We start from the raw sequence: 25,470 nt of genomic DNA on the forward strand, positions 1-25,470 counted from the left end.
GGCCTCTCTAGTTTTGGTAGTGTGCGTCAACAAGATCGCCTGCAGATACAAAACCTTGTCCTACAGTGATGACGTTGACATTATCAGGTAGGCCAATAACCCAGACGTGATCGCGTTCAGATTTAACAATGTCGACTGGCGTGATAGTCACAGTATTGTCGATGCTGATGGTTTTGATGGCGGTGCGACCTGTATCGTCTAGGGTCAATAGAGCAGGGGACAATGCATGTGCTTTTTGTTCATCAATAATGAAATCAACCGCTGCGGTTAATCCTGCTGGGATAATGTTGTTTGGGTTGTCTATTTGCATTTCAACACTAATGGTGCGGCTAGATTCATTTGCTGTCGCGCTAATGTAAGAGACAAAACCATCTGCTTCATAACCAGATTCAAGTCGAATATTACCTGGAGTGCCAATTTCCACTTGGTGGATTTTGTTTTGCGGTATGTCCACTTTCACTTTAATTGGATTGATCGAAACTAATGAACCTATAGATTCTCCAGATGAAAGAACCTGTCCTACCTGCACATCAAGAGTGTTTAGGATGCCTGAGAAAGGTGCGCTAAGACTGGCGTTTTCTAAATCGATTAGCAACGAACTCTGATTAGCTTTTGCAGAAGCAAGATCTGTTTCAGCTTGCGCGACATTAACTTTTGACGTGAGATTAGTAGAGTTAAGCTTTTTAATTCCATCTAGTTCAAGCTGACGTTGTTTAACCTGTAAGCCAGCTTGTTCAATTTGTATCTTTAGTGTTCGTGTGTCGATTTGCATCATCGACTGGCCTTTTTTAACAAACTGGCCTTTTTCGATTGGCAGTTTAGTGACTCTTCCTTGATAGCTATTAACTAGGTTTAAAGTCTCTCCGGCTAGTGTTTTACCACTCAGAGGTAGGTGCATTTCAATGCGTTTAGGCGTTAACGTTTTGGCTTGGACTGAATAGGCTTGTTTAATCTCAGCTGATTGAGAGGATACAGTGTTTTCATCGGGCTGACCTTGAGGATTACTAACAGTAATGCCATTGCCTCCAGCGAGCATCCATCCCACTGTTGCTGTTGCCACGACCACTGCTGTTATTGGTCCTAACTTGTTTTTTAACGCCATTCAATACTCCGTTGATTGAAAATCATTATTATGCCAAACCTAGTATATGCTCAAAAGATAATGAATAAAGAGGTTTTATAAAATTACTGTACTAATGGTTATATTGTTAATTCGTTGCAGGGAAAAAAACACTATAAATGCTCCGTTAAACTAAGATTTCTTTTCTTTTTATACTTTGAAAGCTTGTATTTGCTGAACCTTCTCTTAGAAGAATGATACTATACCGCCACAAAATTTTTACTTTATATGGATAGATATGAGTCTATTGTCGTTAGAACAGATTAGTGTAGCTTTTGGGCATAATCCACTGCTGTCAAAAATTAGTTTTGCAGCTGAGGCTGGAGAACGTGTCGCAATAATTGGTCGTAATGGTGCAGGTAAATCTACACTGTTAAAAGTTATCTCCGGCGAGCAAGTTGCTGATGAAGGTATGGTGCGCATTGAAGGTGGCATGAAGGTCGCTCAGTTACCCCAAGAGCTGCCGGATGCGAATGAAAAAACCGTACGTGAAGTGGTCAGTGAGGGTGCTGGTGAAGCGCACTCGTTAATGACTCGTTACTTCAAATTATTAGAAGATTTCGAGAATGATCACGCCAATGAGTTAAGTGATATTCAGACTGAATTAGATCGAATTCAGGGCTGGGATTTAGAGCAACGAGTGAATCACATGATTCAGCGTTTGGCTTTGCCTGCTGATAAGCTGATGTCTGAACTGTCTGGTGGTTGGCGTCGTCGCGTTATTTTGGCGCAGGCGTTGATTTCTAACCCAGATGTTTTGCTATTAGACGAGCCAACCAACCATTTGGATGTGCCAACAATCGAATGGATGGAGCAACAGCTTCAGCAATTTCGCGGTTTGATCTTATTTATTACCCATGATCGTCGTTTCCTAGAGAAGCTGGCTAACCGCATCATAGAGCTTGATCGCGGTAATCTTATTTCCTTCAGCGGTAACATCACCGCTTTCCTTGCTTTTAAAGAGAAGATGCTCGAAGAAGAAGAGCGCGCAAACGCCTTGTTCGATAAGCGTCTTGCAGAAGAAGAAGTCTGGATTCGCCAAGGTATTAAAGCGCGTCGTACTCGTAATGAAGGCCGAGTTCGAGCTTTGAAAGCCTTACGTGAAGAACGTTCTGAACGCATTAACCGCCAAGGCAACGCAAAAATGGCGATTGAGACCAAAGACAAGTCAGGTAAGTTGGTAGCAGAATTCACCCAAGTGGGTCACTCTTTCGAAGATAAAGTGATTCTTCAACCAATGGACTTTGTTGTAAATCGCGGAGATCGAATTGGTCTGATTGGTCCAAATGGTTGCGGTAAAAGTACTTTTCTGAAAATCCTGCTGGGAGATCTTGAGCCCACAGCAGGTGTTGTTCGTCAAGGAACAAAACTAAACGTAGCGTATTTCGATCAGCTGCGAGAGCAACTAGATCCAGAACAAACGGTTGCGGAAAATGTTGGTGAAGGCAAAGACGTTATCGAAATTAATGGTCAGAACAAACATGTTATTGGCTATCTTGGTGACTTCCTTTTCCCACCTGAACGTGCTCGTACTCCAGTAAAAGCCTTGTCTGGTGGTGAGCGAAATCGTGTATTGCTAGCGAAGTTATTTACTCGCCCAGCCAATCTATTGATCATGGATGAGCCAACCAACGACCTTGATGTGGAAACATTAGAACTGCTTGAAGAGCTTCTAATGAGCTACGATGGCACCTTGTTATTGGTCAGCCATGACCGTGCTTTTCTAGATAATGTGGTCACCAGCGTGATTGCTTTTGAAGGCGAAGGCCGAGTGAAAGAATACGTTGGCGGATATCAAGACTGGATTCGTCAAGGTGGTAAATTCCCAACAGAATCCACATCGCAAACCGACGACATACCAAGTAAAAAAGAAAAAGCCAAAGCAGACGCAAAAAAAGTCGAAGAGGATAAAAAATCCTCTGTGCAGGTGAAACCAAAAGCGAAGCTAAGCTATAAAATACAGCGCGAATTTGACAACATGCCTGCGACCATTGCGAAGTTGGAAGAAGAAATCGCCGCTTTGCATGTCACCACTAGCGCGCCAGAATTTTATACCGATGATGCGGATAAGGTTCAGAAAACCTTGGCGAAATTAGCGCATAAAGAAGAAGAGCTTGAAACAACCATGGAGCGTTGGTTAGAGCTTGAAGAAATGCAAAACGGTTAAATTGCGCAAAACGGGTAGATTATGACGAATAAAATTAAACCAGTTTCATTTATGCCGCGCTTTTTTGGCGCTTTTGGTCAGTTCTTTAAATACATGGGGAGCGGCGACTATGCCGCTCGCTGTCAAACAGTTGATCAAGGCGAGCCATTTGCCTTCGAAGTCGAGCCTAAAGTCATAACAGAGGAAGTGGAAGTGATTCGTGAAATCGAAGTCGCTGCACCTGTTTTGGATACGGTCAACACTGACGGAGCACATCAGTTACTACAACTGTTGCAACAAGAAGCGCGCTTTATCGATTTCATCCAAGAAAGCATTGATGATTACAGCGATGCGGACGTGGGGGCGGCGTCTCGCCAAATTCACGCTGGTTGTTCTAAAGTATTGAAGCAACATTTTACCATCGATGTTGTGTCTCTTGATGCTGTGAACAGTGCCGCGGAAAATAGCCGTGTAGAAGTGCCATCTGGTTACGATTCCAAGCAGATCAAGTTGGAAGGTCGAGTGGAGGGTGATGGGCCATACTCTGGCACGCTGATTCATCCTGGTTGGAAAGTGACGGAAACTCGTCTGCCAAAAGTAACCAATACAGAAAGCCTAAATATTCTAGCGCCAGCTGAAATCGAGGTATAACTCATGAGTCAATATTTCATTGGTATCGACCTAGGTACCACGCATTCGGCTGTCTATTTTTCGCCATCTAGTCAAACGGCAACCGAATCAGATCAAGTAGGGCGTATTCAGCAATTGGCGATTCCGCAATTTATCGCGGCAGGTCAAGTGGATGCTCGTCCTCTACTTCCTTCTTTTGTGTATTTTCCTCACCAAGGTGAATTCTTAGAGAGCGATTTACAGCTTCCTTGGGGTAAAGCTGATTTTGTCGTCGGACAACTGGCGCGTGAGTTAGGTGCGAAATCTTCTGGTCGATTGGTACAGAGTGCTAAAAGCTGGTTGTGTCATTCTCGCGTGAGTGCTGATGAAGCGGTATTACCGGTAGATGCGCTTGAAGAAGTAGAAAAAGTGTCTCCAGCGCAGGTGACAGAAACCTTGTTAGCGCATTTGGTTAGTGCATGGGACCATCAATTTCCTGATACGCCAATTGCCGAGCAAACTCTTGTTATTACTGTGCCTGCGTCATTTGATCCTGCTGCTCGTGCTATTACTGAGCAAGCCGCGGAAAAAGTCGGTTTGCGTGCTCGTTTGATTGAGGAGCCGTTAGCGGCATTTTATGCCTGGTTAAGTGATCAGCAAAGCTGGGCTGAAAGCCTAGATGTTAATGAGCATATTTTAGTTGTTGACGTGGGTGGAGGTACGACAGATTTGTCGCTAATCCAAGCGGTAGAGCAAGATGGGGTGCTTGGCCTAGAGCGTGTCGCTGTGGGCCGTCATATTCTTCTTGGCGGCGACAATATGGATTTGACACTGACTTACCATTTGGCTGCTCAGCTAGCGCAAAACGGCACTAATCTTGAACCTTGGCAAATTAGCGGCTTGACTCAAGCTTGCCGAGAAGCAAAAGAGCGTTTGTTAACCAATGCGGATTTAGACGACGTGAGCGTTGTTGTGCCTAGTCGTGGTCGCAGTTTGTTTAATAACAGCATCAAAGCAACCTTGACGCAGAGCGATGTTCAACAGCTTTTAATTGATGGTTTTTTTCCTAAAGTTCAGTTGGGTGAGCAAGCTCAAAAAACGGCTCGTAGTGGTTTTAGTGCGATTAACTTGGACTACGAAGGTGACCCAGCGATCACTCGTCACATCAGCGAATTCTTGGCTCAGCATGATGTCAAACCAAGCAAGGTGTTGCTAAACGGTGGTGTGTTTAATGCCAGTGTCATTCGCAATACCCTAGAAACTCGTTTGGCTTCTATGCTTGCAGAATCATTGGGTGGCCACGAATTAACTATGTTGACGCCATCACATTTGGATCATGCGGTTGCCAAAGGTGCGACTTATTATGCCCAAGTGCAAGCCGAAGGCGGTGTCAAAGTAAAAAGTGGTCTAGCGGCAAACTACTACATTGGTGTTGCTAGTCCAATGCCTGCGATTCCTGGAATGGCACCACCTGTGGATGCTATTTGTGTGGCACCATTTGGGTTGGAGGAAGGTTCAGAAGAGCAAATGCTGCCCAACGAGTTTTCTCTTGTAGTTGGCGAAAGTGTTACATTCCGTTTTTTCCAATCAAAACACAGCGATGTGGAATCGGTAGGTAAAGTCATTGCGTCATTTTCTGTGCCCCAGCTAAATGAATTGAACCCTTTGTCGGTACGATTAGACGCAGGTCATTACCAAGCTGGCGATATGGTGCGAGTCTATCTGACGGCCCGTGTTACTGAGTTGGGATTGTTGCTGTTACAAGCACACGATACCCAATCGGACCTAAGTTGGACTATTGAGTTTCAAGTTAGGGAGTCTTAACGCATGGTAAAGATGGCTTTTCCTTCTGCTTATCGCGTAGGTATCGATTTGGGGACAACCAATTGTGTTGTCTCGTATGTTCCAGTATCGGATGATTCGAACCAAGATGTGCCTGCATTATTGCCTATTCCGCAAGTTATGGCGGATGGTTCTGTGCAAGAGCTTACGCATTTGCCGAGTGCTATTTATGTTTTGGCCGCTGATGAAATTGGCAAAATCGATCCGGTTTTGCCTTGGCGCCATCATGATAAAGAGCGCATCGTAGGTGTTGGTGCGTTAGCGTTAGGCCAGCGTCGAGCTGGGCAATTGATACAAAGCGCGAAAAGTTGGTTAAGCCATCGTCAAGTCGATCGTCGCTCGGCGATTTTGCCTTGGGCGAGCGAATTCCCTAAAAAGCTCAGCCCACTTGAGGCGAGTAAGATTCTTTTATTACATATTAAGCAGAGCTGGAATTATCGATTTTCTGATGCGCCGCTAGAGTCACAATCCATCGCGTTAACTTTGCCGGCTTCTTTTGATGAAGAGGCGCGAGCGTTAACTTTGGAAGCGGCCAAACTAGCAGGTCTAAACGATTTGTACCTTCTGGAAGAGCCGCAAGCGGCTTGTTATCACTATATCAGTGATGACGAAAAACTCTCTGCATTAGCTGATAAAAAAATGCTTTTGGTGGTCGACATCGGCGGTGGTACTAGCGATTTTAGCCTAGTGGCGATCAAGCCTACGTCTTCAAAAACCAACAGTGTATCGCTTAAGCGTGTTGCTGTAGGTGAACATTTATTACTGGGTGGCGATAACCTAGATCAAGCCTTGGCGTTTCAGTTAGATCCAAAACAAATTTCTGCTTTATCAGCCACGCGCTTAGCGGCTTTGGTTCAGCAAACTCGTCAAGCAAAAGAAACCTTGTTAGGCGAAGATGCACCGGAATCTTTAAGTATTACGGTGCTTGGTGGTGGTAGTCGTTTAATCGGTGGTTCGCAAAAATTTGATGTATCGAGAGAAGCCTTACTGGAACAAATACGCAGCGGCTTTTTTCCTTTGGTGAATAGCGATGACAAGGTGAAAAAGAGCGATTACGCCATGCATACCTTGGGCTTACCTTACGAATCTGATCCTGCTTTTACACGTCATTTAGCGGCGTTTTTGCAACAGCATAAAACTGTCATTGAAGCGGCAACTGGCTCTCCTATGCCTGATGCGGTGTTGTTTAATGGTGGTTTATTTAATAGTCCGATATTGAAGTCGCGTTTATTAGAGCAGCTTAATGCTTGGTCTGCTGAGCCTATTCTCGCTTGTACTGCTGATGAACCAAACGACGCGGTTGCCAAAGGCGCGGCCATGTATTTGAACGCTTTAGCTGGTGAAAGTACACGCATTGAAAGTGGCGTGGCGCACAGTTTGTATTTGAAGCTTGGTGAAGATCAATTCGTCGGCATCTTGCCAAAGGGTACCCTGAAAGGTGAAACCATCCGCTTGGAACAAGAGTTCTTTGTGACTCTGGGTCAGCAAGTTCAGTTCCCTTTATATCGATCAGACGATCATATTGACTGTGTTGTCGGTAACATTCGCGATCAAGATGGGCTGCATTACATTTCAACCTTGATGACAGAGCTAGATGGCTCCATCGACTCCCAAGAAACCGCGGTAACGCTATCGGTGCAAATGACCGAAGTGGGTGTGTTGCAAGTGGTGTTAAATGCCAATAATCAGAAAGATCAGTGGCGTTTGGATTTTTCTACCCAAGTGGGCTCCTCACAAGGCTCTGATCAAGCTGATGAAAGTGGTTTTCTGCACGCCAATATGGGCCAAGCGGAAGAGCATCTAGCTAAGTGCTTTTCTAGCGCGGGTCAAAAACAAAATCCGGACTTGGTTAAATCACTTAAGCAGGATTTGGATCAGCTTCTGGGCAATAGAGATGATTGGAATCTTGCCACGTCACGTCGTTTGGTGGATAAACTGTTAAGTGTAAAATCAGGTCGAACCAAAAGCGCCCAGCATGAGCGACAATGGTTGCAGCTCATGGGCTATTGTCTACGCCCAGGTTTTGGTGCCGCGGATGATATGGCACGGGTTCAACAAGTCGTTAATACTACCAAAGCAGGCGCTCAGTTTGATACGGCACCCGTTTGGGGGCAATATTGGACCTTGTATCGCCGTGTTGCAGGTGGCTTATCGGTGGAACAACAAACGCATTTGTTTAAGCAGTTTAGCCAATACTATTCACCAACAGGGCAGCGTTCTCGTGACAAGATGAAAGCACTGACGACTAAATCCAGCGATGATTTAATTCGTTTGGTTGGCGCGTTAGAGAGTTTGTCGAATGAAGACAAAGTCACCACGATTGATTGCTTGCTGAAGCGTTTACAAAAGACTTCTGAGCCAGACACAGCTTGGTGGACGATAGGGCGCATCGCTTCTCGTCATCTTTTATCTGGCAAGCAAGAGCAAAGAATTGCAGAGGATAAACTCTTTCCGATTCTAGAAACGGTTCTCAAGGAAGATTGGAAGAAACGCAAGCAAGCAGGGTTGGCAGCCGTTTTGATGAGCCAAGTCAGCCTTGGCGAATCCGACAAGCTGGGTGCTATGCGCAAAAAAGTCGCTAATAAACTCAAAAAAGACAAATGCCCAGCGCAATGGTTGGAGCGTTTAGAGAGCCAAATCGAGATTAACAGCGATGAACTAAACGCCTTGGTCGGTGAGAGCTTGCCAATTGGTTTACGTTTATAGAGCGTTAACTTTCTAATTTGTCACCAGAGTGATTAAAACACTACTCATAGTTTTTTTTTGCTTTGGTGACTTTCTCTAGGTACATTTTAGATTCCGATCTAGGGTGATCGTACCTAAGTTTCTTATAAACGTTGCTGGTAGATGTCTGATTAATTTTGTTCATCGCTCTTGTACGATCATTTGGATCAAAGGTCTTCAACACGTTGCCTGTGCCGCCGTTGTAAGCAGATATCATTGAGTATTCTTGACTGAGTTTATTGGTGACTTTTACAAGATAGCGTGTTTGTAAAAGGTGTAGGTAAGCGCTGCCAATATCAATATTATTCTGTGGAACAAACAACACTTCTTTGGTTGGTTCCCCCGACTTTTTCTTTACTAAATTATAAACGTCTCGTCCAGCTGTCGCAGGCACTACTTGCATCAGACCATAAGCGTTTGCAGGACTAACCGCATAAGGGTTAAAAGAGCTTTCTGTCTCTATTATGCCGTAAATAAGTGCTGGAGAGAGATTATAGCGTTTGGCGGCAGCGATCACATATTGGCTGTATTTTTCTTGTCTTAGATGCTCATGTTGTGGGACAAGATTGAATTCTACTGCATAAACAGATTTGCCATTTGTATTAGATTTTTTCAGCTTGTTTGACACTAAATAGTCAGAATAGCGCTCTGCTCGCCAGCGGTATTGAACAAGTTTACCATCGTGATCCATGACTTGTGGATACAAAAAAGGGACGCCTTCCGTATCTGGTGCATCGCTTGAAAAAATATCGGTTTTGGTTGGGTCTGCAGTAGTGAGTAGGGTGGTTGTAACAGCCTGCTTTAAGGTGTCAAGCGGTTGTTCCGTGGTTAGTGTTTCGACTCGTACAGTGCCTTTTTCAAAGTCGACAATGGTTCTTGCTTGATAATCGTTGGTGTATTTAACGTACTTTTTCTTTTCGGGTAGCTCACTATTGCCTTTGCCCCATCGCTTATTCACTCTTTGGTCAAGCTCTGCGTATAAAGCTTTTATCGCTTCAATATCTGCTCGAATGATTTTGCTGGTTGTTTTTACCTGCTTTGCAATGATTTTTACGTCTTTAATATCGTCAGCATTTTTGATTTGAGTTGTAAGCTTATTTACCGAATCTACAGAGTCTATGGACCAAGACATGGATTCACAGCCACTTAATGTTAGTAATAAAGGGCCAATCAATACAAATCGGGACTGGCGGACGATACTCTTTAACATTAAATGGCCTCTCTTTATGTTCGTATTATTTCAATGTACTTGTTTTACGCGCTTGATGAAGTTTCTTATAACTTTCAATTAAGCGCAAATGCGGTTCAATGCCTTCGAGTTGCATGCTGGTTTTGGTCAAGCCATAAAAACGTACATCGCCTGTGACAGAACCTATAACGTTATCGATAACCTCTTTACCAAACATGCGGCTAAAGCTATGAGTAAAATCTTCTAGTTCTAATTCTTCATCTAACGTCACTTCTAACACGCAGTGCATGGCTTGATAAAATAGGCCGCGTTTTGCAGAATTGTCGTTGAACTGTAGGAACTCGCCAACTAACTCTAGTGCATCTTCATGGGCTTCAAGGGCTAAGTAGACTAGTATCTTAAGTTCTATGATGGTTAACTGACCCCAGACAGTATTTTCATCAAATACAATCCCAATTAAAGTCGGGATGTCTGTGTAGTTATCCAGTTGGCTTTCTTCAAGGCGATTAACTAAGTCTTCTAATTGTCCATCACTTAAGGAATGAAGATTTAGAATATCTTCACGATAATCCAGTGCTTTGTTTGTGTTATCCCAAACTAAATCTTCAACAGGGTAAACTTCTGAATAATCTGGCACCAAAATACGACAAGCAGAAGCGCCTAAATCCGTTAACTCTGCCACGTATACTTCTTTTTCTAGGCCTTCTAAGATGCCAAATAAAGCATCGGCTTCTTCTTCACTGCTGCCAGAGAAATCCCACTCACAGAAGTCATAGTCGTGCTTATCACTAAAGAAGCGCCAAGAAATCACGCCAGTTGAGTCAATAAAGTGTTCGACAAAATTTTCTGGTTCTGTGACAGCCATGCTGTTAAAGGTAGGTTTTGGTACATCGTTTAAACCTTCGAAGCTACGGCCTTGCATTAGCTCAGTCAAACTACGCTCTAAAGCCACTTCAAAACTTGGATGAGCGCCAAAAGACGCAAACACACCGCCGGTTTTTGGGTTCATCAAAGTGACGTTCATTACAGGGAACTGACCACCAAGAGATGCATCTTTCACTAGGATAGGAAAGCCTTGTTCTTCTAGTTCTTGGATGCCAGCAAGGATACTTGGGTATTTCTCCAAAATTTCCATGGGAACATCAGGTAAGACAATTTCCTCTTCAATAATTTGGCGTTTCACCGTACGCTCGACGATTTCGGATAGGCATTGTACTTGTGCTTCTTGCTGGTTATTGCCCGCACTCATACCATTGCTTAAAAACAAGTTTTCGATGAGGTTTGATGGGAAGTAAACCGTTTCTCCATCGGATTTACGTGTGTAAGGAATTGTGCAAATACCGCGCGCTTTATTGCCAGAGTTGGTATCAATTAAATGCGAACCACGTAATTCATCGTCTGGATTATAAATTTCTAAGCAGTACTCATCCAAGATGCCTTCCGGTAAGGAATCATCCTCAGTTAACGCAAACCACTTTTCATTTGGGTAATGTACAAAGTCGCTGTTGGCGATTTCAGTTCCAAAGAACTGGTCGTTGTAGAAAAAGTTGTTGTTCAAGCGCTCGATAAATTCACCAAGGGCTGAGCATAGAGCACTTTCTTTCGATGCACCTTTACCATTGGTGAAGCACATTGGTGATGCGGCATCTCGAATATGTAGCGACCAAACGTTTGGCACTATGTTGCGCCATGATGAAATTTCAATCTTCATTCCGAGATCCGCCAACATTGTTGTCATGTTCGCGATGGTTTTTTCAAGCGGCAGGTCTTTTCCGGCAATAAAAGTGTTGGATGAACCATCTGGCTTGCCCATTAACATCGCATTGGCATCGGCGTCTAGATTCTCAACCGTTTCAATTTTGAACTCTGGTCCAGTTTGTACGACCTTTTTAACGGTACAACGATCAATAGAACGCAGAATACCTTGGCGGTCTTTGTCAGAAATATCGTCAGGCAACTCAACTTGAATCTGGAAGATTTGATTGTAACGATCTTCTGGATCGACAATGTTGTTCTGGGATAAGCGAATGTTGTCTGTCGAAATGTCACGTGATTTGCAATATACCTTAACGAAATAGGCGGCACACAGCGCGGATGAAGCGAGGAAATAATCAAATGGACTGGGTGCTGATCCATCACCTTTGTAGCGAATAGGCTGATCAGCAGTGACAGTGAAATCATCAAACTTGGCTTCTAGTCTGAGATTGTCGAGAAAATTAACTTTGATTTCCATTGAAACGTATTTCCACTAAATAAGGCGTATGTGCAGGGCAGTTATCGAGCTCTAGGGTCGATAAAAAATGATAGTGAGATTATCTTCGATAAGAGGGGGGTGAGTAAAATTAAATTGGCCATTTTAAAAAAAATTGCCTTCTTTTCAGTTTTAGTTTGCCCAATTGCATTATAAAACATCATAAGAAGGCTTTATTTTGTACTTTGCGATTAGCTTCTCAAGCGTCTGATGTTGATTAGAATAGGGCTTCCTGTCATGGGGTCTGGCATAAGGTCGCAATCAACACCGTAGAGTTCACGTACCAGCTCTTTGGTCATAATGTCTTTTGGGCTGCCTTGGGTCAGTATTTTGCCCTCTTTCATGGCAATAATATGGTCTGAATAGCGACAGGCACTTGGAAGATCATGAACAACCATCGCCAATGTCTTGCCTTGTCGAGATAGGTTTCTTATTAGCTCAAAAACTTCAATTTGATGGCCAAGGTCGAGTGCAGATGTTGGTTCATCTAGTAACAGTAATGGCGTTTCTTGTGCAATTGACATGGCAATCCACGCTCGCTGGCGTTGGCCACCAGATAGAGTGTCGAGAAGGCGGTCCTTTAAACCTTCAAGATCCGCAGCATGCAGAGCATACCTAATGGCTTCTTGATCATCCATTGCCCATTGTTTTAGTAAGCTTTGGTGAGGATGTCGGCCAAATCGAATAAGCTCTTCAATCGTAATGCCGTCTGGAGCTAGTGTGTCTTGTGGTAATAGGGCAAGACGTCGTGCAACTTCCTTAGAGGGTAATGAGTGGATATCTTTACCATCTAACAATACAACACCTGAGCTTGGTGTATGAACACGAGATAACCCATTTAATAAAGTGGATTTTCCACAGCCATTTGACCCGACAATCGCCGTCACTTGGCCTTCTGGCAAGGTAACGTCCAATTGATCGATAATACTAACTTTGCCGTGTTTAAGGGTGAGCTTATCTGCACTAAGGCTAGCGCAAAAAGTGTTTGGCTTTTGTTTTAAAGCAGTAGGTGTCATAACGAACTCCTTGAAGAGCGTCTTACCAGTATCCAGATTAAATAAGGGCCACCTACCACTGCGGTAACAATGCCTACTGGTAGTTCAATAGGTGATAAAACAGTTCGTCCAAATAAATCGGAAAGCATCATAACTAGCGCACCAGTGAGGGCAGAGCTGATAAGTGGGATGCCGCGATAGCGAGATAAAACACGGGCTATCTCTGGCCCAACTAATGCGACCAAGCCAACAGGGCCTGCAACAGCGACAGCCAGTCCAGTTAAAGTAATACATAGAATTAGAGCTATTATTCTGATGTGCTTTATATTGGCTCCAAGGCCCGTAATCACCTGATCAGAAAAAGGTAACAAGGCAAATTGCGTTGAAAACAAAAGACATCCAATGACACAAATAGCAATACCGATCCCTAGGACGTTAACCATAAAAGGGTCACGAGCACTTAAACTACCTACTGTCCATGGGTAAGCGCTATTTGCAACATCGATACTGACTTGGCTTAGTAAGAGCTGAGTCACAGAACCTGCTATGGCACCAATACCAATACCGGCAACAATGAAACGATAGCCACGGGTACCACTTCCGCCGGCTAAACCAAATGCCAGTGCTGTTGCTGTTGCCGCGCCCGCTAGTGCCATAAAAGAAGGGGCCAAAGAAATACCCATGCCAACAACTGAAGAGACAGCAAAGGCCATTGCTGCATTGTCGATACCAATGATGCCTGGCGTGGCTAATCGATTTCGCGCCATGGTTTGCATTAGGCAGCCAGCTAAGCTGAATGCTGCACCAGTATAAATTGCAGCCATTAAACGCGGAAAACGTATGTCTTGGACAATGAATTGGCTCATTGTGTTGCCATGACCAAAGAGTACCGCAACGACTTCTTTGGGTGATATAGCCATAGTGCCGCTACCCAGTGTGATGACGCTGGCACAGAATAAAAGAATCAAAAGCCAAGTGTTGCGAATAATGGCCTGCTTCTCAATGAGGATATGCGCGTATTGTCCAATAGATATTAGTCGATAGCCATCTGGAGTCGAAGCATCCAGCGGGGTATCTGGCATGGAAAGGCTGTGATTAATCATAATGTGGGCAGTCTACGTGATCGAACAATCAATAAAAGTACAGGGGCACCGACTATGGCTGTGAGTACACCTAATGGCATTTCTGCTGGCTGTGCGACAAGTCGAGAAATAATATCTGCTGTTATTACAATAATTGGACCTAGAGGCAGGCATAACCATAATGTTCGGCGAATATCAGGACCAACCAATGCTCGAGCTGCAAACGGAACGACCAAGCCGATAAAGGCAACTGGACCTGCTATCGCTGTAGCACCACCAACCAATAATGCAACAGCGACAATAATAACACCTCGAATTCGTCTTGGTTTGTGACCAAGACCGATGGCGACTCGCTCGCCCAAAGCCAACGAAGCCAATGGCTTTGCCGAGTAAAGAATGCAAGCAACAGCAACTAACATGGAGGGTAAAACAGACATGAGAGTATTGGTATCACGACCAGCCACACTACCTGTAACCCAAAAGCGAATTTCGTCTGCTGCTCTTTGATCAAATAAAAGAATGAGAGACGTCATGGCCAATAATAGGCTGGATAATGCTGCCCCTGCGAGTACAAGACGAATAGGATCGTTATGTTGACCTTGCATTCGTGCGGCGCCGAGGACGCAGATGCAGCCAATTAAGGCGCCTAATTGAGCAATACCAACGGTTAGTGTTGCTGTACTGGCCCCCATTACAAGTGCCATTGCCACAGCAAATGAGCTTCCTGCACTTACACCCAGTAAGCCTGGTTCTGCCAAAGGGTTTCGAGCAACAGCTTGCATTAACGCACCTGCAATACCTAGTGTTAAGCCGACAAATAACCCGATTAACGTTCTTGTTGAGCGCAGGTGGAAAACAGTAAATTCGTCGTCAGCAGTGCCATTACCCAATAAAGTTTGTAGGGAAGCCTGAGGAGTTAACCCTCCAGCACCAAATAATAAGCTCAGCAAACAGCAAAGTGCCAACACTAAAAGTGCTGACACTAAGACGTAAAATAATGGTCGCTGTGCTGGTGTCTTAATAAACCAACTTAGCATCGAGGTTATTTAATCTTTGTATCGATAACAGTTTGAATATTGTCTAAAATTGCATGTGCAGCTAATGGACCAGCCGCACTTGTCCAAAGTTGTCCGTTAACAGTTACAACATGGTCGTTTTTAACAACATTCAAGCGAGAAAAAGAAGGTGATGTTTTTGCTGCATCCAGTGCATCTTTACCTTCCGTGTTCAGTGTAGCAAGGAACAGCCAATCACTATCCACTTTTGATAAATTCTCTAAGCTAAGAGGGCTACTGTGCGGGCGTCCTTCTTTGATAACTCCTGCATCATTAATTTCAAAGCCAACTGAAGCTAGCATATCAGTTGAAAATATTTGTGACGACATTACAACAGGGCCTTGTGGCATCCATCGAGCAAGCGTTGCAGAACGTTCAGCTTCAGGTAATTTCGTAGCAATTTTGTCTTTAAGGTTGCTTGCACGTTTTTCAATATCAGCAAGAATTACATTCATTTCTTCGGTTTTGTTCAGCGCATCCGCATAAACTTGGGCTAACGTGATCCAAGCATCTGCAACCATTCCAGGCGAATTAGGTACAATAGTTGGCGCTATTTTAGAGAGGATACTATATTGGTCTTTAGATAAAGAAGCTGATGCCAAAATCAGATCTGGTCGCTGGGCAGCAATGGCTTCTAAGTTATTTTGTCTAGAGGTGCCAACGATACTGATATCCTCAACACGTTCTTGAATGTATTCGGCAACAGAATCGCCGCCACGTGTTGCAACAGCTGCTAATGGTTTAAACCCCAATGCGATTGCACTATCTAATGCATCTTCAGATAAGGTCACGATACGCTTTACATCGTCATTAACCTTTACGTTACCGTACTTTGTGTTAACAGTATGCTCAGCTGCGAACGTTCCTAAAGATGTGGCTAAGCAAGCACACAGTAATATTTTCTTAAAAATAGGGCGATTAAACGTCATAAAATGCATTCCTTAAAAATGAATAACTTCAGTAGACATCTGGCTTCAATGTGAGCCAAGGCGTTGAAATACTGAAAGTGCAAGCAACTGAATTAATTTCAATAATGATAACGCTTCTTATTACAGTGTTTAACTGTTTAATCTTATAAAAGCGTTACAAAAAGTGAAACGTAACGTTTTAGTTTTAGATGTATTGAGCTATTCGCCGCTTCAGGTACAAGTGGGGCTAATCGAATGAAAAGCCAAATAAACTAATCTCTGTTTTGTAGGTAGTTTCTTTTGGAGAGGTTTGTAATTGTTCTATTAAGCTTATATAAGTGGTCATTTTGTGGGCTCGTAGGTTCTTCTCACTGGGAATGGCGGTTGCGAATTTGGAGGCCCTTAACATGGCTTTTACGCCATTAGTTTGGGCAAATTCACCTTTGTCTATAAGAATGATCTCTTCTCCCATATGCCAAAAAATATCTAAATCTTTTATTTGCATTGGGCTAATTGGCGGCACTAAAGGCACAATATCATCTGGTGTGACGACTCTGGTTAGAGGTAAGGTGTGAAATTTATTTGCGCCAGTGACATTGGTGACTTTAGGCTGGCCAAAAGTAATTATTTGCTCTACTGGGTAGCCATCGTTTTGCAGATACATACCAAGGATTACGGCAATAGCACCACCTAAGCTATGGCCGGTAAGTTGGATAGGTTGGTCTTGTGTGAGAAAGGGCTTAATATCTTCGTACACTGCTTTTGCACCAGAACCAAAGCCTTGGTGTAGTTTTATATCAAGTAAAGTATCTGGCTGTAGTTGTAAATCCAGATCCAGCATGGCGTTTTCTAAGTTCGCTGTGCCTCGGATGGCGATGGTCTGAACTTTCTTGGAGCGACTTAAAAAGTAACTCACTTGTGATAAGGAGATTAGTGATTGATGAACCAAGGCTTGGCCTTGTTCAATAAGGCGTTGCTCTAAAGTGCTTGATTCTAGATAGGTGTCATCCGATAGTTTTGCTTGAGCTTTAATCACTGTGAAGTTTGGCTGAGCAAGTGCCAATTGAAAAGGAATTACAACTAACAGAGACAATAACAAGATCTTATTTTTTAACATGCAAGTCAGAAACAACAAAGTAATAAAGAAGCGCAGAGTACTAAAAAATATTTTTCTGGAACAGAGCTTTATGGTGATAAGTGATATGAGGGGTGTATTTCCATCTTTGTTAGCGATTAGAAAAACGGTCTTTACTGTTTATAGTTGATTTACAATGTGTATGGCCTCCCTAACTGTGCAGGGAGGCTTTTGGTGATCAAGTACTAGCGTTTAATTTTAAAGCGTTGAGTTAATGCTTTCAGTTCTAGGCTTAGCGCTTTTAAGTTGCTCACAGCCATTGCTGACTCAGCAGCGCCTTCAGTAGTTTGATCTGCTAGCTGACGTACATTTTCGACACTACTGCTTATTTCTTCAGAAACGTGCGACTGTTGTTCCGCTGCAGTAGCAATTTGTTGAGTCATATCTTGCACATGTCCCATTTCCTTATTGATACTTGCAAACAGGGCAACGACACCTTTTGCTTGTTCTGCATTGTTAATGGATAGGTTACGGCTGGTTTGAATTTTATCCAAGGACTCTTGTGCACCACTCTGTAGTAAGTGAATTAAGTCTTCAATTTCTTTGGCCGAGTCTTGAGTTCGACTTGCTAAACCACGTACTTCATCTGCTACCACGGCAAAGCCACGACCCGCCTCACCAGCACGAGCTGCTTCAATGGCAGCATTAAGTGCCAGAAGGTTTGTCTGCTCAGCCACGGCCTTTATTACTTCTAGTACGTTTCCTACATTATCAGAGCGCTCTTTCAGTGTTTCCATGGTCTGACTGGTATTGTTAAGCTCTGTTGCTAGGTTGCTGATCTGAGTGGCGGTTTCATTCACCATAGCACTCCCTTGGTTGACGATTTTGTCAGTGGTCGTCGTGGCAGAAGCTGCTGTTTCAGCATTGCGAGCGACTTCAGCAACCGTTGCAGACATTTCATTTATGGCTGTCGCTACTTGGTCTGTTTCATCTCGTTGGGACTGCATTCTACTTTGACTATTCTTGGTGATAATTTCCAGCTGCTCGCTTGTTGAGCTTAGGTTTAGCACACCGCCAACGACTTCTGAGATCAATTTGTTTAACGTAATACTCATCTTGCCAATGTCATTATATAGCTTGCCAAGTTCATCACGACGTTCAGTTGAGTAAGTGCGAGTCAAATCGCCTGAAGAAATAGCTTCTACCGCTAAGGTAACCTCATTCATTGGCGTGACAATCATGCGGCGGATGAACCACGCGAAAAATAATCCCATTACAATAGCAGCGATGGTGATCGATATAAGTAATATACGAACATGAGCTCCATCTTCAGCACTTTTAACTTGTTGTAACTCTTCTAAATCTTCAAGCTTATTGGTGATAGTTGCTGCTAGTGCGGCTAGTTCTTCAGAACCCTTATCTAGCTTCAAAGTCAGGGGAGGGTTCAGAGCAAGTAATGCTTGATATGTTTTAAACAGTTCAGCAATTTTTTGTTGGATAGCTTGCGACTGTCCTGTAAGTGAAAGTTGCTCCATTTCTGTGGCAATTTTTGGGATACGAACATTGATTATATCCTGTGGGATAGGTTGGCCTTGGCCGACACTTCTTGTAATGATTAACATAGTATCAGCGAGTTCATTTGACATACGTAAGGTGGTTGTAACTGCATTAGTATCGCTGGAATTGCTGAGGCTATCTATGAGCTGGTCGGCTTGGCTCTTAATTTCATTGCGAATACCAGCAGCTGTTTTACCCGTGTTGCCCCAGTCTTGGCGAAATGTGTGAACCTCTTCAAATGTGAGTGTATATTGATCTAAGGCACTAGAAGCCTGTTTGACAAGGGCTAAACTTCCCTCACCAGTATAAAGGTTAAAAGAATCTTGAAACTGCTTCGAGAGCTTTGTTTTAATTTTAATAACGTCTTGGTAAGCATCTTCGCTACCTTTATCAAGATATAATTTTCGCTGATCTCTAAGGTCTAGAACAATGCTATTGAGCTGGTTGGATAATTGCACCTTACGGGCTCGTTCTAGCAATGCGTCTACACCTACAAAGCCAGCTATTGCGACAATGAGTGTTAATAACAGAACTAGGCCAAAGCCACATACAAGTTTGAATCCGATAGAGATATTTTCGAAGGGGTTTTTCATGATATTTCCTTTCACATGATGCAAGTTTTTGAAGTGTCTATCCTGTTAGGGCTTCAGGGGGATATTTGCGCCGCAATAGTAATTTTTTTGGCGAGCTTTTGCGATTCAAATTAGTAGATATTTATGAAAAAAAAGTTACAAAAACACGTTGTTTTACTTTTGTTTTTTTATTTTTGAATAAACATAGGAAAATATAAACTTCATTAACTATCTTATGTATTAGATAGCTAAAAATTCACTATGAATCATAGGCAGTATTTGGGTTTAGAATAGGTTACATAACTTGGTTAAAGCTAATTTTAAAACCACCATATATGCACCACGAGTAAGCGAGATCAGCTATCGCCAAGATTACTAATACGGTAAACTACGCGCCCTCAATTTCCAGTAACACTAACCGAGTATCGAATGAGCACTGAATTTTCCATTTTATCTGCTACCTTATTGTTTTTGTTTGTTATTGACCCGTTCGGCAACATTCCTATTTTGTTATCAGTAATGAAGGGCGTTCCACAAAAACGTCAATACCAGATTGTGATACGCGATGGTTTAATCGGTTTAATTATTTTGGTGTGTTTCTTGTTTTTTGGTGCGGAATTTTTAGCTTTGTTGCACCTGGAAACTGAGTCTATTTCGATTGCAGGTGGTGTTGTGCTGTTTGTTATCGCTTTGAAGATGATTTTCCCATCGCCCTACACAAAAGATGTAGGTCCTGTTATGGAGCCTTTTATTGTTCCGATTTCTATTCCTATGTTGGCTGGTCCATCCACGTTAGCGACGTTATTAGTCATGGTGAAGAGTTACCCTAATGATCAGCAAGATTTGCTGATCTCAGTTGGTGCTGCATGGGCGATTTCTGTGATTATTTTAGCAATGGCGCCATTGCTGAACAGAATATTGAGAGAGAAAGGCTTGGCAGCGTTAGAGCGCTTGATGGGGATGTTACTGTTGATGATGTCGGTACAGATGCTTGTAAACGGTGTGCGTAGTTTGTTTACTCACACGCTAGCTTCGTTGTAGTTGAATTCATAAATTAACCATTAACCCTATCTATGGAAGGGTTAATGGTTGTTTGGATACAGCGATACCATTTAAGTCGCAATAGATATAATCCCCTTGGGCGATCGTCATGCCCGCAAAGCAAAGTGTTTTATCTAAATCGCCTATGCCGCGTTTTTCCGTTGGCATTGGATGAGCGCATAAAGCATGAATGCCGATGTTCAGTTGAGATTGGGCCGCTATGTCACGAATGGCTCCGTTTATCACAAATCCTTCCCAGCCATTATTGACTGCTTTTTCCGCCAACATATCACCAAGTAAGGCACGCCGTTTACTACCACCGCCATCAATAACCATAACTTTGCCTTTGCCATTTAGAGCGACTAGCTCTCTAACTCTACTGTTGTCTTCAAAACAGGATACGGTGACCACTTCGCCATAAAAGTGGGTACGTTTTCCGAAAGAGGTAAAAATAGGATCAGCGATTTGCAGTTTTTCTGGGTACAAGTCGCAGAGATCAGGAAGCAAGTCTTGCATGAGTTAATACCTACTTAAAATAAAAAAGGGTCTTTGACTCTAAGTAGGTAGGTGCTAGATATCCAGCAGTTTTGGTGGATGTTCAGTATTCAGTGATGTGATTAGTCCTCTATAACAGGAATGTCGCTTGGGTCGATTAGGCCATGTTCTACGGCTATTTGAAGCAGCTGAATGACCAGCTCATCTGGTGGTAATAAGTGTAAGGGGGTGGTTTGACCTTGCTCAGCGACGGCGTCGTTTAAGTCCACGTCGCGCTCTTCGAACCACGAGTGAATGCTTTGAACTTCAAAACTAGGTTCTAGTCCTTTTATCTCGTAAGTGGCTTCAACCAATAGATTAAGCGATTCTGGCTCCAGGGCGTAAATGACGTCGGTATCAAATTCATTGATCCATTCCGCTAAAATGTCACTGGCTTCGAAGCCGAATTCGTAGAGCTGTTGTTCATCAAGGTCTAGTGCGTTAGTCTCGATACGATGGTTTTCTAACCATTCATCGTCGGGGATCACTAGTACTTCTTTTACTTGCGCTTCGTGAGTGGACCAAGTGAAAAGTAGTGGAAAAGCTGGCTCGTCGGAAGAGTTGGCGACAGCCGTCATGAATATAGGTAAACTTGCCATAATTTAGAACCAATGTTTGATTGTTAAGGAAGAATAAATGACCAGCCGAATCAAGATCAGTAGTGCGTTTGATGGCGGTAACATCTCCGTTATAAATGCTTCGGAGCCGGACAATATTAGAGTAAAGATCCCTAATGATACAAACTCTAAATTTTTGCAGTGGTTTTATTTTCGTTTACAAGGCGGTATGGGTGAGCAATGTGTTATTCATTTTGAGAACGCCAGCGACGCTGCTTATCCGGATGGTTGGGTTGATTACCAAGCCGTTGCTTCTTACGATCGTGAGTATTGGTTCCGCGTTCCAACGGAATACGTAGACGGCAAATTGGTGATTACGCATCAGCCTGAACAAGACAGTGTGTATTACGCCTATTTCGCACCTTACAGCTATGAGCGTCATTTAGATATGATTGCTTGGGCGGCAAGTAATGAAGATTGTATTACCGATCATTTAGGTGAAACGGCAGAAGGTCGTGATATTACCTTGTTAGAGATCAGCAAAACCCAAGGGTTAGCAAAAAACATCTGGATTATTGCTCGTCAGCATCCTGGTGAAACCATGGCTGAATGGTTTGTTGAAGGTTTGCTTGAGCGTTTGTTTGATGAGTCACATCCGATCGCACGTGCTTTGTTGAAGCATTGTCGTTTTTATGTGGTGCCAAATATGAATCCAGATGGCGCTGTGCATGGTAATTTACGAGTGAATTCCAAAGGCGTTAATTTGAACCGTGAGTGGAAGAATCCTACTGCGGAATTCAGTCCTGAGGTGTTAGCGGTACAAAAGAAAATGGCTGAAACCGGTGTGGATTTGTTCTTAGACATTCATGGCGATGAAGCTTTGCCTGTGAATTTTGTCGACGGCTGCCAAGGCGTTCCGTCGTTTGATGCTCGCATGGAAGCAATGGAGACTTTGTTTAAAAACATTTTCACCGCAGTCAGTCCTGATTTCCAGACTGAAATTGGCTATACGCCAGATCAATTTGGTGAAGCAAACTTAACCGTGGCAACAAAATGGGTAGGTGAAACATACAATTGTTTATCTTTTACATTAGAGATGCCTTTTAAAGACAATAAAAACTTGCCTGATGATGATGTTGGCTGGTCTCCAGAGCGCGCTAAGATTCTTGGGGCTGACGTTTTGTATCCTATATATCAAGTGATCATGAGTTCTCATATGAAAGCCGACGACTGAGTGCTGTTGGCGACTTGAGGTTTTTGTCTTAAATAAAGGTTTATTATCTAGCGAATATTGCCAAACTGGATTAGGATCTGGTTTTCAAAATTGCAATAAATTTAATACCCTTTTTTATTTTTATAGAACGTAATTTTAGGACGAAGAAAAATGCCTAAGGCAAGTGAAATCAAAAAAAATATTGCTATTAGCTATGACAACAAAACCTACATAGTAAAAGATATCGAACGCTCTGTACCTCAGGGTCGTGCAGGTGGCAGCCTTTACCGTATGCGTATGTACGATGTGGTAACGGGTCGCAAATTGGACGAGACGTTTAAAGATTCCGATATGATCGACCTTGCTGATCTTATTCGCCGTCAAGCGATGTTTTCTTATTCGGATGGTGATGAATATGTTTTCATGGATAACGAAGACTACACACCTTATAGCTTGAATAAGAGTGCGATCGAAGAAGAGATTCTGTTTGTTAATGAAGATACTGTTGGTATACAGGTTGTGTTGGTTGACGATGTGCCTGTGATTATCGAATTGCCAACGAATGTTGAATTAGAAGTTATCGAAACCGATCCTTCTATCAAAGGTGCTTCTGCAACCTCACGTAACAAGCCCGCGAAATTGTCTACTGGTGCTGTGATTCAAGTGCCAGAACATATTTCTACTGGCGACCGTATTAAAGTTAACGTAGAAGAGCGTAAGTTTGCAGGTCGTGCTGAGAAATAAGACTTTCAGTGTATTTGTAAGATTATAAAAAAATGCAGCCAATTGGCTGCATTTTTTGTTTTAGGTAATCTCTAAAAAGGCTGTCTGCTTATTCTTTTTTAGCCGATTCTTTTAATGCATCTTTGGCTTTTTTCTCTGGATGATTGTTAGCTTCGGTTAATCCAGCTTCACGTTGAACGGCAGCCAAGACGCCTCGTAAAATACCGAGTTCCTGCTTCTCAGGGCGAGAACGATTAAAGAATCTATGCAACTTATCAAGTACCTTGCCTGGATGGCTTCGGATGATGAAGTTTATGCCGTAAAGAGTTTCTTCTAAATGTTCGTAGAAAAGATCCATGTCTTTTTTATGTGGGTATTCAGGTGTTTCTTTTTTATAGTTTTCTTTATTTTGGTTCGCCATCCAAATTTCATAAGCGACGATTTGTACCGCCTGTGAAATGTTTAAGACAGGGTATTCATCATTTGCATCTATATAAACTTGGCGGTGACATTGAGCGATTTCGTCATTTAGTAAGCCAGTTGTTTCGCGACCAAATACGATGGCTACGTTGTGATCAATCGCTTCAGGAATGACGCTTACGGCACATTCACGAGCGTTCATGATAGGCAGTTGAAAAGTACGATGGCGAGCGCTGGTGCCAATCACAAGACTACAATCAGCAATCGCTTCTTCTAGGGTCGGAACTATGGTGGCATTTTCCAGTAGATCAACAGCGCCAGCCGCGCGGCTGGTGGCTTCTTCTGATGGGTAATCATTTGGGTCAACCAAATAAAGGTTGGTTAGTCCCATATTCTTCATAGCTCGGGCTATGGCACCAACGTTGCCAGGATGGAAAGTGTTTATTAGTACAATTCGGATGTTACTTAGCATGGGTCGTGAAGTACTCAGGGTTATTTGTCATTTGGCTTTGTAAATAGTCAGATTATGGTTTTAGCGTGAGTGATTGCTCTGTGCTGGCAAAATCGACATTTTCTAAGATGACTTTGGTTGTATCATTAAATATGAATTGATTGCAGGCGTGATGATACAGGGAACCAGTCTCTAACACCAACCGGTAGTTGCCTCTTGGAATGTAATTCGCTGCATATGCTTGTTTTCCATATAAATAGATGGAAAAGGGTGCTTGTCCATCATATGACTCAAAGGTAAGCATGCTATGTTCAGGCAATTGGTTAAGTATGCGTAATCGGCTGTTGCCCTCTGCTTTACCAATTAACTCACCGTGTTGGGGTGCAATCCCTGGTTGGCCAAAACAGCCTGTTTGTTGGGCATGTTGCACATTACCATAGCCAATATTTTTGGTTTGCACCCATCCATTAACGCCTTGATAACGTACGGTTAACCAGTCGCCTTGAAGCTTTATCCCTAGCAGGTTTGCATTCGTTGGGATGGTTTGTAGGGCTGTGCTGGATGTATCAGGTTCAGCATAGAGTGTGGTGCTGGTAAGCGTATAACCAGGACCAACACGGAATTGAGGATACAAGCCGCTTACATAAGTCGCTGTCTGTGATGAGGATGCTGCTTTCTCTTCGGAAGATTGCCAGTAAAGTGTGGCATAAATCCCAGCAGCAAAGCAGGCGATATAGGTAGCTGCACGAAAAGCAGCTTTTGCCGCATCTAAACGAATAGGTTGGCTAACAGGAGCACTTTCTTGGGGTCTTGAATTGCTATAGTCGTCTTCATCGTCAACAAAGGAGTGATAAGGTGGTATGTCTGGTTTTTCATCACTCAGATTATCTGTGTAACTGTAGCCTTGTGAGGTAAAGTTTTTAGAGGCTTTGAAAGCTTCTTCATAAAGGGCCTTAACACGCTTTTCTTTAAGCGTGTTTCGCGCGGCTTTAATAGCGTCGTTACGAGTTTTCTCATGATGGGCATTGTTACGTTTCATTTCTTCGTATGCGCGCTGGCGTTCTTTGATAAAGGCTTCTTGTTCTTTGTCAGTGGCTTTGGAAAAACTGGAATAGCGATTTTTGGCCCCAGAGTTCTGAGTGTTCTCGCTAGTAAAGCTAAAAGGTTTCCAATCATTTACTAGGGCGCCTTGACGAATGGCGCTGATGACATTTTCGTAGGCCGCTTGAAGTCGTTGAAATAACTCGGTTGTGTCTGTATCTGGGTTTTTATCGGGATGATAGCGCCTTGCTAAACGTCTAAATGAAGCTTTTGCTTCCTGCTCACTGGCACTGGTGGGGATGTCCAGCAATTGGTAGTCGTCTTTTAGGCTCATGCGATTTTGGTTACTTACTGTTTTATATCTA

Annotated in this window: 20 protein-coding genes; 7 read left to right on the top strand and 13 right to left on the bottom strand. The window is 43.2% G+C overall.

Annotated elements, in window-relative coordinates:
• Nucleotides 1-7 precede the first annotated feature (7 nt).
• Nucleotides 8-1,102, bottom strand: a complete 1,095-nt coding sequence (locus JSY38_RS18180) for an efflux RND transporter periplasmic adaptor subunit (RefSeq protein WP_205114592.1) — start codon at nucleotides 1,100-1,102, stop codon at nucleotides 8-10.
• Between the two features lie 256 nt (nucleotides 1,103-1,358).
• Here JSY38_RS18180 and JSY38_RS18185 point away from each other — a divergent pair, with 256 nt between their 5' ends.
• Genes JSY38_RS18185 through JSY38_RS18200 form a run of 4 tightly spaced genes read left to right on the top strand, consistent with a single transcriptional unit; the run spans nucleotide 1,359 to nucleotide 8,423 of the window.
• Nucleotides 1,359-3,287: an ATP-binding cassette domain-containing protein gene (locus JSY38_RS18185; protein WP_205114594.1), complete on the top strand. Its 1,929-nt coding sequence runs from the start codon at nucleotides 1,359-1,361 to the stop codon at nucleotides 3,285-3,287.
• Nucleotides 3,288-3,308: 21 nt separating this feature from the next.
• A complete protein-coding gene (locus tag JSY38_RS18190) occupies nucleotides 3,309-3,917 on the top strand; it encodes a DUF2760 domain-containing protein (RefSeq protein ID WP_114412162.1) in 609 nt (202 codons plus the stop codon).
• 3 nt (nucleotides 3,918-3,920) lie between these two features.
• Nucleotides 3,921-5,699, top strand: coding sequence for an Hsp70 family protein (locus JSY38_RS18195; RefSeq protein WP_205114596.1), 1,779 nt, complete (start codon nucleotides 3,921-3,923; stop codon nucleotides 5,697-5,699).
• A 3-nt stretch (nucleotides 5,700-5,702) separates the two neighbouring features.
• Nucleotides 5,703-8,423 (top strand): hsp70 family protein, encoded by a 2,721-nt coding sequence (locus JSY38_RS18200; RefSeq protein WP_205114598.1) that lies wholly within the window; start codon nucleotides 5,703-5,705, stop codon nucleotides 8,421-8,423.
• Between the two features lie 40 nt (nucleotides 8,424-8,463).
• Here the strand turns inward: JSY38_RS18200 and JSY38_RS18205 are convergent, their stop codons facing one another.
• The 8 genes from JSY38_RS18205 to JSY38_RS18240 form a co-directional block, all read right to left on the bottom strand.
• Nucleotides 8,464-9,651 (bottom strand): murein transglycosylase domain-containing protein, encoded by a 1,188-nt coding sequence (locus JSY38_RS18205; RefSeq protein WP_205114600.1) that lies wholly within the window; start codon nucleotides 9,649-9,651, stop codon nucleotides 8,464-8,466.
• Nucleotides 9,652-9,676: 25 nt separating this feature from the next.
• Nucleotides 9,677-11,863, bottom strand: a complete 2,187-nt coding sequence (locus JSY38_RS18210; RefSeq protein ID WP_114412166.1) for an OsmC domain/YcaO domain-containing protein — start codon at nucleotides 11,861-11,863, stop codon at nucleotides 9,677-9,679.
• 209 nt (nucleotides 11,864-12,072) lie between these two features.
• Nucleotides 12,073-12,897 carry an ABC transporter ATP-binding protein gene (locus tag JSY38_RS18215; RefSeq protein WP_205114601.1) on the bottom strand — a complete coding sequence of 275 codons (825 nt, stop codon included), beginning with the start codon at nucleotides 12,895-12,897 and terminating at the stop codon, nucleotides 12,073-12,075.
• Nucleotides 12,894-13,979, bottom strand: a complete 1,086-nt coding sequence (locus tag JSY38_RS18220; RefSeq protein WP_205114602.1) for a FecCD family ABC transporter permease — start codon at nucleotides 13,977-13,979, stop codon at nucleotides 12,894-12,896. The genes JSY38_RS18215 and JSY38_RS18220 overlap by 4 nt, the downstream gene beginning before the upstream one ends.
• Nucleotides 13,976-14,995 (bottom strand): FecCD family ABC transporter permease, encoded by a 1,020-nt coding sequence (locus tag JSY38_RS18225; protein WP_114412169.1) that lies wholly within the window; start codon nucleotides 14,993-14,995, stop codon nucleotides 13,976-13,978. Before JSY38_RS18225 ends, JSY38_RS18220 begins: the two co-directional genes overlap by 4 nt.
• Before the next feature lie 5 nt (nucleotides 14,996-15,000).
• Nucleotides 15,001-15,942, bottom strand: a complete 942-nt coding sequence (locus JSY38_RS18230) for an ABC transporter substrate-binding protein (protein WP_205114603.1) — start codon at nucleotides 15,940-15,942, stop codon at nucleotides 15,001-15,003.
• Nucleotides 15,943-16,168: 226 nt separating this feature from the next.
• Nucleotides 16,169-17,014 carry a lipase family protein gene (locus JSY38_RS18235; RefSeq protein ID WP_239544062.1) on the bottom strand — a complete coding sequence of 282 codons (846 nt, stop codon included), beginning with the start codon at nucleotides 17,012-17,014 and terminating at the stop codon, nucleotides 16,169-16,171.
• Nucleotides 17,015-17,241: 227 nt separating this feature from the next.
• Entirely contained in the window at nucleotides 17,242-19,146 is a 1,905-nt protein-coding gene (locus JSY38_RS18240) for a methyl-accepting chemotaxis protein (RefSeq protein ID WP_205114605.1), read from the bottom strand.
• Nucleotides 19,147-19,554: 408 nt separating this feature from the next.
• Between JSY38_RS18240 and JSY38_RS18245 the strand changes: the two genes are divergently transcribed.
• Nucleotides 19,555-20,166: a MarC family protein gene (locus JSY38_RS18245; RefSeq protein ID WP_114412173.1), complete on the top strand. Its 612-nt coding sequence runs from the start codon at nucleotides 19,555-19,557 to the stop codon at nucleotides 20,164-20,166.
• A gap of 30 nt (nucleotides 20,167-20,196) precedes the next feature.
• On the opposite strand, the gene JSY38_RS18250 is transcribed toward JSY38_RS18245, so the two are convergent.
• Together JSY38_RS18250 and JSY38_RS18255 are read right to left on the bottom strand one after the other, a co-directional pair.
• Complete coding sequence (locus JSY38_RS18250; protein WP_114412174.1) at nucleotides 20,197-20,682, bottom strand: putative 4-hydroxy-4-methyl-2-oxoglutarate aldolase; 486 nt, start codon at nucleotides 20,680-20,682, stop codon at nucleotides 20,197-20,199.
• Nucleotides 20,683-20,783: 101 nt separating this feature from the next.
• The gene (locus JSY38_RS18255; RefSeq protein WP_205114606.1) at nucleotides 20,784-21,299 is read right to left on the bottom strand and encodes a hypothetical protein; all 516 of its coding nucleotides are present in this window, start codon (nucleotides 21,297-21,299) and stop codon (nucleotides 20,784-20,786) included.
• 37 nt (nucleotides 21,300-21,336) lie between these two features.
• Between JSY38_RS18255 and JSY38_RS18260 the strand changes: the two genes are divergently transcribed.
• Together JSY38_RS18260 and efpL are read left to right on the top strand one after the other, a co-directional pair.
• Complete coding sequence (locus JSY38_RS18260) at nucleotides 21,337-22,491, top strand: M14 family metallopeptidase (RefSeq protein ID WP_114412176.1); 1,155 nt, start codon at nucleotides 21,337-21,339, stop codon at nucleotides 22,489-22,491.
• 150 nt (nucleotides 22,492-22,641) lie between these two features.
• Entirely contained in the window at nucleotides 22,642-23,214 is a 573-nt protein-coding gene (efpL, locus tag JSY38_RS18265) for an elongation factor P-like protein EfpL (protein WP_114412177.1), read from the top strand.
• An 88-nt stretch (nucleotides 23,215-23,302) separates the two neighbouring features.
• Here the strand turns inward: efpL and trmJ are convergent, their stop codons facing one another.
• On the bottom strand, nucleotides 23,303-24,085 hold the full coding sequence (gene trmJ / locus JSY38_RS18270) for a tRNA (cytosine(32)/uridine(32)-2'-O)-methyltransferase TrmJ (protein WP_114412178.1): 783 nt from the start codon (nucleotides 24,083-24,085) through the stop codon (nucleotides 23,303-23,305).
• Between the two features lie 52 nt (nucleotides 24,086-24,137).
• On the bottom strand, nucleotides 24,138-25,439 hold the full coding sequence (locus tag JSY38_RS18275) for a J domain-containing protein (RefSeq protein ID WP_114412179.1): 1,302 nt from the start codon (nucleotides 25,437-25,439) through the stop codon (nucleotides 24,138-24,140).
• Nucleotides 25,440-25,470: the final 31 nt, after the last annotated feature.

It is taken from the genome of Marinomonas foliarum, from assembly GCF_016906065.1.
In the GTDB taxonomy this organism is placed as follows: Bacteria; Pseudomonadota; Gammaproteobacteria; order Pseudomonadales; family Marinomonadaceae; genus Marinomonas; species Marinomonas foliarum.

Excerpts from the sequence above, each read along its gene's own strand:
- JSY38_RS18250 (WP_114412174.1), bottom strand. The coding sequence starts at position 20,682 with ATGCAAGACTTGCTTCCTGATCTCTGCGACTTGTACCCAGAAAAACTG.
- JSY38_RS18210 (WP_114412166.1), bottom strand. The coding sequence starts at position 11,863 with ATGGAAATCAAAGTTAATTTTCTCGACAATCTCAGACTAGAAGCCAAG.
- JSY38_RS18205 (WP_205114600.1), bottom strand. The coding sequence starts at position 9,651 with ATGTTAAAGAGTATCGTCCGCCAGTCCCGATTTGTATTGATTGGCCCT.
- JSY38_RS18245 (WP_114412173.1), top strand. The coding sequence starts at position 19,555 with ATGAGCACTGAATTTTCCATTTTATCTGCTACCTTATTGTTTTTGTTT.
- JSY38_RS18200 (WP_205114598.1), top strand. The coding sequence starts at position 5,703 with ATGGTAAAGATGGCTTTTCCTTCTGCTTATCGCGTAGGTATCGATTTG.
- JSY38_RS18225 (WP_114412169.1), bottom strand. The coding sequence starts at position 14,995 with ATGCTAAGTTGGTTTATTAAGACACCAGCACAGCGACCATTATTTTAC.
- JSY38_RS18220 (WP_205114602.1), bottom strand. The coding sequence starts at position 13,979 with ATGATTAATCACAGCCTTTCCATGCCAGATACCCCGCTGGATGCTTCG.
- JSY38_RS18190 (WP_114412162.1), top strand. The coding sequence starts at position 3,309 with ATGACGAATAAAATTAAACCAGTTTCATTTATGCCGCGCTTTTTTGGC.
- JSY38_RS18240 (WP_205114605.1), bottom strand. The coding sequence starts at position 19,146 with ATGAAAAACCCCTTCGAAAATATCTCTATCGGATTCAAACTTGTATGT.
- JSY38_RS18260 (WP_114412176.1), top strand. The coding sequence starts at position 21,337 with ATGACCAGCCGAATCAAGATCAGTAGTGCGTTTGATGGCGGTAACATC.
- trmJ (WP_114412178.1), bottom strand. The coding sequence starts at position 24,085 with ATGCTAAGTAACATCCGAATTGTACTAATAAACACTTTCCATCCTGGC.
- efpL (WP_114412177.1), top strand. The coding sequence starts at position 22,642 with ATGCCTAAGGCAAGTGAAATCAAAAAAAATATTGCTATTAGCTATGAC.
- JSY38_RS18255 (WP_205114606.1), bottom strand. The coding sequence starts at position 21,299 with ATGGCAAGTTTACCTATATTCATGACGGCTGTCGCCAACTCTTCCGAC.
- JSY38_RS18195 (WP_205114596.1), top strand. The coding sequence starts at position 3,921 with ATGAGTCAATATTTCATTGGTATCGACCTAGGTACCACGCATTCGGCT.
- JSY38_RS18230 (WP_205114603.1), bottom strand. The coding sequence starts at position 15,942 with ATGACGTTTAATCGCCCTATTTTTAAGAAAATATTACTGTGTGCTTGC.
- JSY38_RS18185 (WP_205114594.1), top strand. The coding sequence starts at position 1,359 with ATGAGTCTATTGTCGTTAGAACAGATTAGTGTAGCTTTTGGGCATAAT.
- JSY38_RS18215 (WP_205114601.1), bottom strand. The coding sequence starts at position 12,897 with ATGACACCTACTGCTTTAAAACAAAAGCCAAACACTTTTTGCGCTAGC.
- JSY38_RS18275 (WP_114412179.1), bottom strand. The coding sequence starts at position 25,439 with ATGAGCCTAAAAGACGACTACCAATTGCTGGACATCCCCACCAGTGCC.
- JSY38_RS18180 (WP_205114592.1), bottom strand. The coding sequence starts at position 1,102 with ATGGCGTTAAAAAACAAGTTAGGACCAATAACAGCAGTGGTCGTGGCA.